Source organism: Corynebacterium sp. (assembly GCF_012837295.1).
Classification (GTDB): Bacteria; Actinomycetota; Actinomycetes; order Mycobacteriales; family Mycobacteriaceae; genus Corynebacterium.
In genome coordinates, this window is the sequence record NZ_DURI01000256.1 from 1 (window position 1) to 8,721 (window position 8,721).

Here is an 8,721-nt window from a genome sequence, read left to right on the forward strand (position 1 = left end):
CGGCAGATCCCCGGCAGAGCCCAGGTGAAGCGGGCCCGCACTCGAACCACCCAGGAAAGGGGACGGCATGCCGGACACCAACGCGTTCCTGACCAGCATCCCCGTGCGTTGGTCGGACTTCGACCAGTACGGGCACGTCAATAATCTCGCGTACCTCGAATACGCCCAGGAGGCGCGGGTCGCTTTCGCGCGGGCCAGCGTCGAAGGCGGCGGCGGGAATCTGGGCACCGTGGTCCGGCACATGGAGATCGACTACCTCCGCGCCCTGCTGCCCGACACCCGCGAGATCCTGGTGGAAACCGAGATCATCGCCATGGGCAATACGTCGTACACCATCCGGCAGGCGATCAAGGACGAGCATGGCCACATCGCCGCGATGCTCACCACCGTCATGGTCCTGTTCGACCTCGAGGAATCCCGCGCCCGGGAACTCACTCCGTCGGTGCGCAAGACGCTCGTGCGCTTCGCCTCGCCGGAGCTGACCGCCGGGTCCGGCGATGGCCAAGGGGCACACGATGAGTGACGCAGGCGTCCACGCGGGTTCGGGCGACGAGACCCTCGTCGTGCTCGACACCGCCGCACTGACCAACCTCGGCGTCCTCGCCCGCAAGGCCGAGGCGATGGACGCCCACGCGCTGCTGCGCATCCGCGCCGTCGCCGCCGGTTCGCCCGACGATCCGGTCGCCGCGTCCCGGCCCGCCGGCATCGCGCGGGTGTGGGCGACTACCCCGTTCGGCCCCGTCGCGTGCCGCACCATGGCCATCAGCCCCGCCCGAGACGACATGATCGTCCGCGCCGACGCCGTCTCCGCCGCCACCGGCGACGCTCGCTCGGTGCCGCAGCTCGACGCCGCCGTGCCCATGACCCTGGGCTGCGGAGCCGCCGCCGATTCCTCCTGGCCCGGCCGTCTGCCCGTCGACGGCGGGTGGACCGTCCTCGACGCCGTGCCGGCGGGCGTCTTCCGCGACTTGGAGACGCAGGCGAGGGGAGTGGCCAAGGAAGAATCGGGCCCGTTGGGCTTGCCGACGTCGCTGCTCGACCAGAAGGTCCTCACCGTCCGGGGCACCGGGACTTCGGACGGCGCCGACATCTCCATGCGCGAGGTGTTCGCCCTGTGCGCGATGGGCTTCATCCCCGTCGAACCCGCCGCGGACGAGCACGTCCGGGTGTCGGTGAAGGGCCGCTGGCGCCGTCTCGACGGCCGCTTCGGCAGCGTCTACGCCTCCGAAGGCTTCGGCGTGCTGCCGATCTGATCGGCGCCGAACAACCGGCGCCGACGTACGCGCCGCCCGTCCACCGTCTGCGCCCCGGTAAACCCACCCCGAATCGCGAAAATGGCCTGGTTTAACGGGTGGGTTTGCGCATTCGAGGTGGGTTAGCGTGCATGTGCTGCGCCGCCGGGCATGCGCACGGGGCTTCGCATCTAGGCGTGGGTGTTGATCAGCATGTCCGCCACCCGCACCATGTGCTCCCACATCGCGTCGCGGTGGGGCTTGGGCAGTTCCTCGTCGGAGACGTCCGCCAGCGACAGGGCCATCAATTCCAGCCACCGGTCGCGGGCGGCCATGTCGACGACGAAGGGATGGTGGCGCATCCGCAGACGCGGATGACCCCGCTCGACGTTGTACGTGCCGGGGCCGCCCCAATACTGCTCGAGGAACATCCGCAGGCGTCGCTCGGCGCCCTCCCAATCGTCGTCGGGGTACATGGGGCCGAGGATGTCGTCGTCCGGCACCCGGTCGTAGAAGCCGCGCACGATCTTCGCGAACGTCTCCTCGCCGACCTCGCGGTAGAAGTCGCTGTACTGCGGCTGCCCGCCACCGGCGGCGCCCTGGGGCTGAGGGGTCTGTCCGTTGGTCATGCCCACCAGGCTACCCAGGCCGCGATCCGCGCCACGATCCGCGACACGGCTCCGACCGTCGCCGGCGCAGGGACGCGCCGGACGATCCGACCTAATTTTCTCCCGTGGCCGCGTCGCACTCCCGCGCCGCCAGCGCGCGCTGCACGCGATCGCGGTTCTCCGCGACGATGCGCTTGACGGGGTTGGGCACCGAGGCGTCGTCAAGCACCGCCGAAGCCTTGTCCAGCCCGGCCTGGGAGACCTCCCAGTGCGGGTACAGGCCGTCGAGCATGCGCTGCGCAGTCTCGGAGGAATGCGCCGCCCACCAGCCCGGGGCCTCGGCGAAGTAGCGGTCGGTGAAGTCGCCGAGCAGCTCGTCGGAACCAGGGGCGGTGAAACCGGCCATCATCGACCGCAGCATCAGGTTCGACGGAGCGGCCGCGCCGACGGCGGTGCAGGTGTTCCACACGCGGATCTTGTTGTCCGTCTCCGGGATCGCCGCGCGCGCCTTCGCCGCCGACTGCGCGCCCAAGGCCGACTGGTCGTCGCGCTCGGCCACCATGACGTCCTCGATGCCCTTGTCTCCGGCGGCGACCAGCACGGTCAGCGCCTTCCAGGTCATGTCGGCGTCGACGGTGAGTCCCTCCAGCCCGGCGTCCTCGGGGGAGCCGGCCAGGATGGCGCGGAACACGTCGAGGCTCCCGGCGCCGTCGGCCGGCAGCATGGCCAGCGCGTTGACGAAGGCCAGCTGCGCATCGGACCCGGCATCCGCCGCGCGGGCGTGATCGAGCAGCCCGGCGCCGAGGACCCGGCGGCCCTCCTCGGCCCAATCGCGGGCGGCGTAGCGCTCGACGGCGGCGACGGCCTGCGCGAGCACGCGCTCGAGCACCGAAATCTGGTCCTCCGACGGGGCGCCGCGCAGCACCATGTCCACGAAATCGCGGGCGCGGACCTTCGCCGCGCGGGTCATCTCCCACATCGTCGACCACGCCAGGGTGCGCGGCATCGGATCCTCGAAGGCGCCGATGTTTTCGAGCAGGAAGAGCCACGACCCGGGATCCATCTCCATGAAGCAGTAGCTCAGGTCGTCGTCGTTGACCAGCACCACGTCGCCGGCGGGCACGCCGGAAAGCTCCGGGACCTCGGTGGTCTCGCCCTTGACGTCGACCTCCACCCGGTGGGTGCGGCGCAGCACGCCGTCGGCCATCGCGTAGACGCCGACGGCGACGCGGTGGTCGCGCAGTTCGCCCGCGCCCGGCTCGGCGCCGGTCTGGCGGATGGCGAAGACGTCGTAGACCTCGGCGGCTCCGTCCCCCTCCTTCGTCGAGTACCCGGCGGACAGCGTGTTGATTCCCGTCGTGGTCAGCCACTGGTCCGCCCACCCCGACAGGTCGCGGCCCGAGGCCTCGGACAGCGCGCCGAGCAGGTCGTCGAAGGTGGCGTTGCCGAAGCGGTGTCGGGCGAAGTGCAGTCGTGCGCCGGCCAGGAACGCGTCCTCGCCGACGTAGGCCACCAGCTGCTTGAGCACCGATGCGCCCTTGGCGTAGGTGATGCCGTCGAAGTTCTGGTCGACGGTGTCGATGTCGGAGGCGTCCGCCGCGATCGGGTGCGTCGACGGCAGCTGGTCCTGCTGGTACGCCCACGCCTTCTCCACGTTGGCGAACGTCGTCCACGCGCCCGCGTACTCGCTGACCGCGGCCTGGGAGGCGCACGCGGACCAGGTGGCGAAGGACTCGTTGAGCCACAGGTCGTCCCACCACCGCATGGTCACCAGGTCGCCGAACCACATGTGCGCCATCTCGTGGAGGATGGTCTCGTTGCGGCGTTCGTACAGGTAGCCGGTGGTGCGCGAGCGGAAGACGTACTCGTCGCGGATGGTCACCGCACCGGCGTTCTCCATGGCGCCCATGTTGTATTCGGGGCAGAAGATCTGGTCGTACTTGCCGAAGGGGTACGGCTCGCCGAAGTTCGCCGCGTACCAGTCGAAGCCCTCCTTGGTCTCGCGGAACAGGCGCTCGGCGTCGAGGTGCTCGGCGATGGACGCGCGGCAGAACAGCCCGAGCGGGATGGTCAGCTCGCCGTCGGGCTGGTGGTCCTCGGGCGTTTCGGGATGCTTGGCGACGGTGCCGGCCCACTCGTCCCGGACCTCATGCCACGGACCGGCGCAGAAGGCGATGAGGTACGTCGACAGCGGCACGTCCACCCGGAAGCGGTGAATGCGGGCGGCGGGGCCGTCCAGCGGCGGGACCTCGCCCTCGGCCGGCGCGACGTCGGAAACCTCCGGCTCGGAGTTGGAGACGATCGTCCACGCACCCGGCGCGGTGACGTCCATCGAGTACGTCGCCTTCAGGTCCGGCTGGTCGAAGCAGGCGAACACCCGCTTGGCGTCGGCGGTCTCGAACTGGGAGTAGAGGTAGGTCTGTTCGTCGGCGGGGTCGGTGAACCGGTGCAGGCCCTCGCCGGTGGTGGTGTAGCGGCAGTTCGCGTCGACCACGACTTCGTGCTCACCTTCGGCGAGGTCGAGCTGGAGGCCGCGTTCGTCGTCGTAAAGCTCCGCAGACCCGCCGCAGGCGGAGTCCGTGACGTCCTCGCCGTCGACGGTGACGGAGCGGACGTCGGCGTTGCGCAGGTCGAGGAAGGTCTCGCCCGCGGTCTTCGCGGTCAGCGCGATGGTGGTGATCGACCGGAAGGTGCCGTCGCCCGGGGCGGTGGTGGTGCCCGGGGCGCCGGTGACGTCGAGGGAGATGTCGTAGTGCGACACCTCGAGCATGGCCGCGCGGTCGGCGGCCTCGGTCTGCGTCAGGTTCGTGGAAGTCATGGGTTTCAGGGTAACCGCGACTCCGGATCGGGAACCTTCCCATTGCCGTTCGCGTCGGGCATCCGCATACTGCGGACATGACCATCGCAGAGTCCTGGGCCGTCATCGCGGACGCTTCGGCACCCGCCGCGCCGGGCACGAAGGAAGACGTCGCCGCCGTCGAGGAAGCCGTCGGCGCGTCCCTGCCGGAGGACGTGAAGGAATCGCTGTTGCTTCACGACGGTCTGGGAGAGGCCGAAGCGTGGGAACTTCTCCCCGGTTCCGATGAACGCCCCCTCGGCGGCTGGATCCTGTCCTGTGAGGAGATCCGCGATGAGTGGGGCATCTGGAAGGACCTGTACGACTCGGACAACGACGAGTGGGCGGACGAGTGGTGGACCCCGAACCTCGTGCCCCTCGTCTCCGACGGCGCGGGGAACTCGCTGTGCGCCGACGTGAAGAACGGCGGGCTCGTGGACATGGATCACGAGATGGGGCCCACCCGAACCGGCTTCGGGTCCTGGGCCGACTACCTGGCGACGGTCGCCGCCAACGTCGAGGGGCGTGCCGGGGCGAGCGGCGTCTGGGCCTGATCGGCGGGGCCCCTGCGCGCCGGGCGGGTGCGCCGTGCCATTGAAATGACGAATAGTGGCGAAATGTCACGCTGGTGCGGTGGCTTCGAGGAGCGGTGAGACAGATGGCGCACGCAATTCGCGCGGGTGAGCGTGACGGGGAACGCGGCGTGAACGGGGGAGCGGTGCCTCGGTTGCGCCCGGGATTCCTGGGATGGGCGCATCCGTTCATCGGCGTGGCCGCCGCGGCGGCGGTGGCGATGGTCCTGCCGGGGCTCCTCATGATGGGCTCGGCCGCCGGGTCGGGTGCCGGTTCCGGCGCGCTGCAGACGCCGCCGTGGACGACGCTGGCGCAGTTCTCCCTGTTGGCGGTGATCGTGGCGCTGGTGTTGTTCGGTGCGCGGCGCAAGGCGGCGCGGCGCAGGGCGGAGACCGTGCCGACCGCGACGACGGCGACGCCCGTGTCGCCGACCGCCTCCTCGTCTGCGGCGGACCCGACCCGACCCGCACCGATGCTGAAAAGTCTGCTGGTCGTGGGCGTGATCTCCATCGTCTTCGCCATCGCCGTGAATCTGCTGTTGGATACGCCGGGCATCGAATCGCCGAAGGCGATCGTCAATCAGCTGGGGTTGGGCAAGGCCGCATGGTCCGATCTGCTGATCATCGCCGGCGTCGCCATGGCCGCGCCGATCGGCGAGGAGTTGGCGCTGCGCGGCCTGGTGTTCCGCGGAATTTTCGATGCCGTGGGCCGGAAGCGCGGACATGGCGCCGGGGCCGTGCCGTACCTGGGCGCGTTCCTGGCCGCGGCCATCCCGTCGGCGGTGCTGTTCGCGGTGCTGCACCTGAATCCCGCGACGGGGCAGAACGTGTTCTACCTGTGCCTCGGCCTGCTGGCCTGCGTCGCGTACTGGTGGACGGGTGCGCTGACGTCGGCGGTGTGGGTGCATGCGCTGACCAACACGATCGGCCTGGCGTTCGCGCTGTTCGCGGCCACGAACGTCGGCACCTGGTGGCATGCCGTCGCACTGGTGGCCGCGCCGCTGATCGCGGTCGCGATCATGGCCCCGGTGGGCCGGCTGGCGGGTGTCCCTCGGGCATAGGGCGATCGCGGGGAGATGGGCGTCGTCAAGCCAAACGCCCGCGAAAATCAGATTGATGATGCGTCAACATGGATTTTCGTCTACCCTTGGGTGCATCCCCGACGAAAGGATCACCCCATGGCCAACCGCGAATCCGTCACCTTCTGGTTCGACGTCTCCTGCCCCTTCTGCTGGATCACCTCCCGCTGGATCAAGGAGGTCGAGCAGGTCCGCGACATCGAGGTCACGTGGCAGCCGATGAGCCTGTCGGTGCTCAACGAGGGCCGCGACGAGCTGCCCGAGGACTACAAGAAGATGATGGTGGCCAACTGGGGCCCCGCCCGCGTATTCACCGCCGTCGCGGTCGAGGACGGCGAGGACAAGCTCGGAGACCTGTACACCGAGATGGGCACTCGCATCCACAATGGTGGCCAGGGCGGCAAGAACACCGCCGAGGGCTACGACGACATCATCCGCGAGTCGCTCGCCGCCGTCGGACTGCCCGCCGAGCGCATCGAGGCCGCGCACTCGGAGGACTACGACGCCAAGCTGCGCGAATACCACGCCGGCGCCATGGACGCCGTGGGCAACGACGTGGGCACCCCGGTGGTCAAGCTCGGCGACACCGCCTTCTTCGGCCCCGTGCTCACCCGCATCCCGCGCGGCGAGGAGGCCGGCAAGGTTTTCGACGGCGCCGTCGCCTTGGCCGGTTACCCGCACTTCTTCGAGCTCAAGCGGTCCCGCACCGAGAACCCGGAGTTCGACTAGATGAGCCCGGTCATCCAAGTCCGCGATGAGCTGGACAACCACCGCTTCGCGCTCGTCGTCGACGGCACGTACGCGGGCTTCGCGTACTACGAGAAGTTCACCGGCATGCGCGATTTCACCCACACCGAAATTGAGTCGGCCTTCGAGGGGCAGGGCCTGTCCAAGGTGCTGATCAAGGAAGCCCTCGACCAGACCATCGCCGCCGATGACGAGATCGTGGCCACCTGCCCGGCCGTGCGGCGCTTCCTGCGCAAGAACCCCGAGTACAAGGAGCACGTGCGCCAGAACTGAGAGCGCATCGAACCGCGGCGGACCCGCTTATGCTGAGGGCATGAGATTCGGGGTCGCCGCGGTTCGCGCTTTAGCGGCCAGTGCCGTGATCGTGGCCGTCCCGGCGCTGTCGGCGTGCGGAGGGGAGGAACCGATGGTTGACCCGGCGGTGGTGTCCGGCGTGGATTGGCACCTGGATTCCGACCGGAACGCGAGCTTCCGGATCGATGGCGAGAAACTCACCGGCACCGATTCATGCAATCGGATTTTCGGTGACGCCGTGGTGGCGGACGATCCGGTGAGCATCGAATTCGGCGTGCTCGGTTCCACTCGAATGTGGTGCCCGGATCAGACCGGCGCACAAGAAATCATGCGCCGGGCCCTCGATGGGCGGAGATTGGTCGAGCAGGCCGACGACGCGATCCTGGTCCTCGTCGACGAGGAGTCGGGGGAGAGCTGGCGGTTCGTGACGTAGCCGGCGTCGGCTATCGGGCGGGGTCCTCGCGAGTCGCATCGGGCGTGTGGGACGGCAAGGGGGCGTCATCTCCGCCGGTGCCCGTGGCGGGGCCGGGGTCCGAATCCCGCACGTCGTCGGCCGTGACCTTCGCGCCCGACGGTTCGACGAGTTCTCCCGGCGGCTCTTCGACGTCGATGTGCTCGGCGGACGTGCCCGACACGATCCACCGGGCCAGCGCGGCTTCGCGGAAGTTGATGAGCGCGCGCTGCAGATGATCCCGCGAGGTCACCAGCGTGACGCCGGTCGTCCTGTGCTCGGCGAGGATGATCGAGGTCAGCTGCGCGTTCTGGACCGTGTTGCCGGACTTGTCCTCTTCGATGACGCGGTCCTCGTCGATTCCGTTGTCCACCAGCCATTCCTTCATGGCGCTCGCCTCGGTGACGCCGTTGCGGGGCGCGCCGCCGGTGACGATCAACGTCGTTTCGGGGTACGTGTCCGCCATGTCGCGGGCGCTGGTGAGGCGGCGGATGAGTTCGGCCCGCAGTGCCCCGTTCTCCTGCAGCCCGTAGCCGAGGACGACGATGTGATGGCCTTCCGGCCGCATCCTCAGCTGCATCGGGTAGCCGGTGGTGATGGTCTCCGCCTCGGTGCAGCTGCGGATGAGGAACGGGATCCCGGAATTGCAGCCGCCGAAAGTGGAGATGGAGCCGTTGGCCGCGATCGTCGGCGTGAGCTCCGCGAGGTCGGGCCGTGGCTCGGCGCTTGCCATGGGGGCGCCGGCCGCCACCGGAAGGGTCATCGCCATCGCGATGGTGGCGCCGATCGTGGTGAGACGCCGTGCGGGACGGAGCGGTCGGGGCGAGCGTCGTCCGATCACGGGCGCTCCTTTCGGGATGATCCGGCGCCCCGGGGCAGGAATGCCCGAGGCCAACCGTGAA

The 8,721-nt window shown here is 69.3% G+C and carries 10 protein-coding genes; 7 read left to right on the forward strand and 3 right to left on the reverse strand.

Annotated elements, in window-relative coordinates:
- Positions 1–67 precede the first annotated feature (67 nt).
- Together GX015_RS08485 and GX015_RS08490 are read left to right on the forward strand one after the other, a co-directional pair.
- Positions 68–523, forward strand: coding sequence for a thioesterase family protein (locus GX015_RS08485; protein WP_291344340.1), 456 nt, complete (start codon positions 68–70; stop codon positions 521–523).
- Positions 516–1,253 carry a hypothetical protein gene (locus GX015_RS08490; protein ID WP_291344342.1) on the forward strand — a complete coding sequence of 246 codons (738 nt, stop codon included), beginning with the start codon at positions 516–518 and terminating at the stop codon, positions 1,251–1,253. Before GX015_RS08485 ends, GX015_RS08490 begins: the two co-directional genes overlap by 8 nt.
- A gap of 170 nt (positions 1,254–1,423) precedes the next feature.
- Here GX015_RS08490 and GX015_RS08495 read toward each other — a convergent pair whose 3' ends face one another.
- Both GX015_RS08495 and pepN read right to left on the reverse strand, forming a co-directional pair.
- Complete coding sequence (locus GX015_RS08495) at positions 1,424–1,861, reverse strand: globin (RefSeq protein ID WP_291344344.1); 438 nt, start codon at positions 1,859–1,861, stop codon at positions 1,424–1,426.
- 91 nt (positions 1,862–1,952) lie between these two features.
- A complete protein-coding gene (pepN, locus tag GX015_RS08500) occupies positions 1,953–4,658 on the reverse strand; it encodes an aminopeptidase N (protein WP_291344346.1) in 2,706 nt (901 codons plus the stop codon).
- Positions 4,659–4,735: 77 nt separating this feature from the next.
- On the opposite strand from pepN, the gene GX015_RS08505 reads away from it, so the two are divergent.
- From GX015_RS08505 to GX015_RS08525, 5 genes are all read left to right on the forward strand, one after another.
- Complete coding sequence (locus GX015_RS08505; protein WP_291344348.1) at positions 4,736–5,230, forward strand: SMI1/KNR4 family protein; 495 nt, start codon at positions 4,736–4,738, stop codon at positions 5,228–5,230.
- A 149-nt stretch (positions 5,231–5,379) separates the two neighbouring features.
- Positions 5,380–6,309, forward strand: a complete 930-nt coding sequence (locus GX015_RS08510) for a CPBP family intramembrane glutamic endopeptidase (RefSeq protein ID WP_291344350.1) — start codon at positions 5,380–5,382, stop codon at positions 6,307–6,309.
- A 117-nt stretch (positions 6,310–6,426) separates the two neighbouring features.
- Positions 6,427–7,056, forward strand: coding sequence for a DsbA family protein (locus GX015_RS08515; protein ID WP_291344351.1), 630 nt, complete (start codon positions 6,427–6,429; stop codon positions 7,054–7,056).
- Positions 7,057–7,347, forward strand: coding sequence for a GNAT family N-acetyltransferase (locus GX015_RS08520; RefSeq protein ID WP_291344352.1), 291 nt, complete (start codon positions 7,057–7,059; stop codon positions 7,345–7,347). It abuts the gene before it with no gap.
- Between the two features lie 40 nt (positions 7,348–7,387).
- Positions 7,388–7,801, forward strand: coding sequence for an META domain-containing protein (locus tag GX015_RS08525; protein WP_291344354.1), 414 nt, complete (start codon positions 7,388–7,390; stop codon positions 7,799–7,801).
- A gap of 10 nt (positions 7,802–7,811) precedes the next feature.
- On the opposite strand, the gene GX015_RS08530 is transcribed toward GX015_RS08525, so the two are convergent.
- On the reverse strand, positions 7,812–8,582 hold the full coding sequence (locus GX015_RS08530; RefSeq protein WP_291344355.1) for a YdcF family protein: 771 nt from the start codon (positions 8,580–8,582) through the stop codon (positions 7,812–7,814).
- Positions 8,583–8,721 lie beyond the last annotated feature (139 nt).

Coding starts and splice junctions, on each gene's coding strand:
- GX015_RS08485 (WP_291344340.1), top strand. CDS start 68: ATGCCGGACACCAACGCGTTCCTGACCAGCATCCCCGTGCGTTGGTCG.
- GX015_RS08490 (WP_291344342.1), top strand. CDS start 516: ATGAGTGACGCAGGCGTCCACGCGGGTTCGGGCGACGAGACCCTCGTC.
- GX015_RS08495 (WP_291344344.1), bottom strand. CDS start 1,861: ATGACCAACGGACAGACCCCTCAGCCCCAGGGCGCCGCCGGTGGCGGG.
- pepN (WP_291344346.1), bottom strand. CDS start 4,658: ATGACTTCCACGAACCTGACGCAGACCGAGGCCGCCGACCGCGCGGCC.
- GX015_RS08505 (WP_291344348.1), top strand. CDS start 4,736: ATGACCATCGCAGAGTCCTGGGCCGTCATCGCGGACGCTTCGGCACCC.
- GX015_RS08515 (WP_291344351.1), top strand. CDS start 6,427: ATGGCCAACCGCGAATCCGTCACCTTCTGGTTCGACGTCTCCTGCCCC.
- GX015_RS08520 (WP_291344352.1), top strand. CDS start 7,057: ATGAGCCCGGTCATCCAAGTCCGCGATGAGCTGGACAACCACCGCTTC.
- GX015_RS08525 (WP_291344354.1), top strand. CDS start 7,388: ATGAGATTCGGGGTCGCCGCGGTTCGCGCTTTAGCGGCCAGTGCCGTG.
- GX015_RS08530 (WP_291344355.1), bottom strand. CDS start 8,582: ATGACCCTTCCGGTGGCGGCCGGCGCCCCCATGGCAAGCGCCGAGCCA.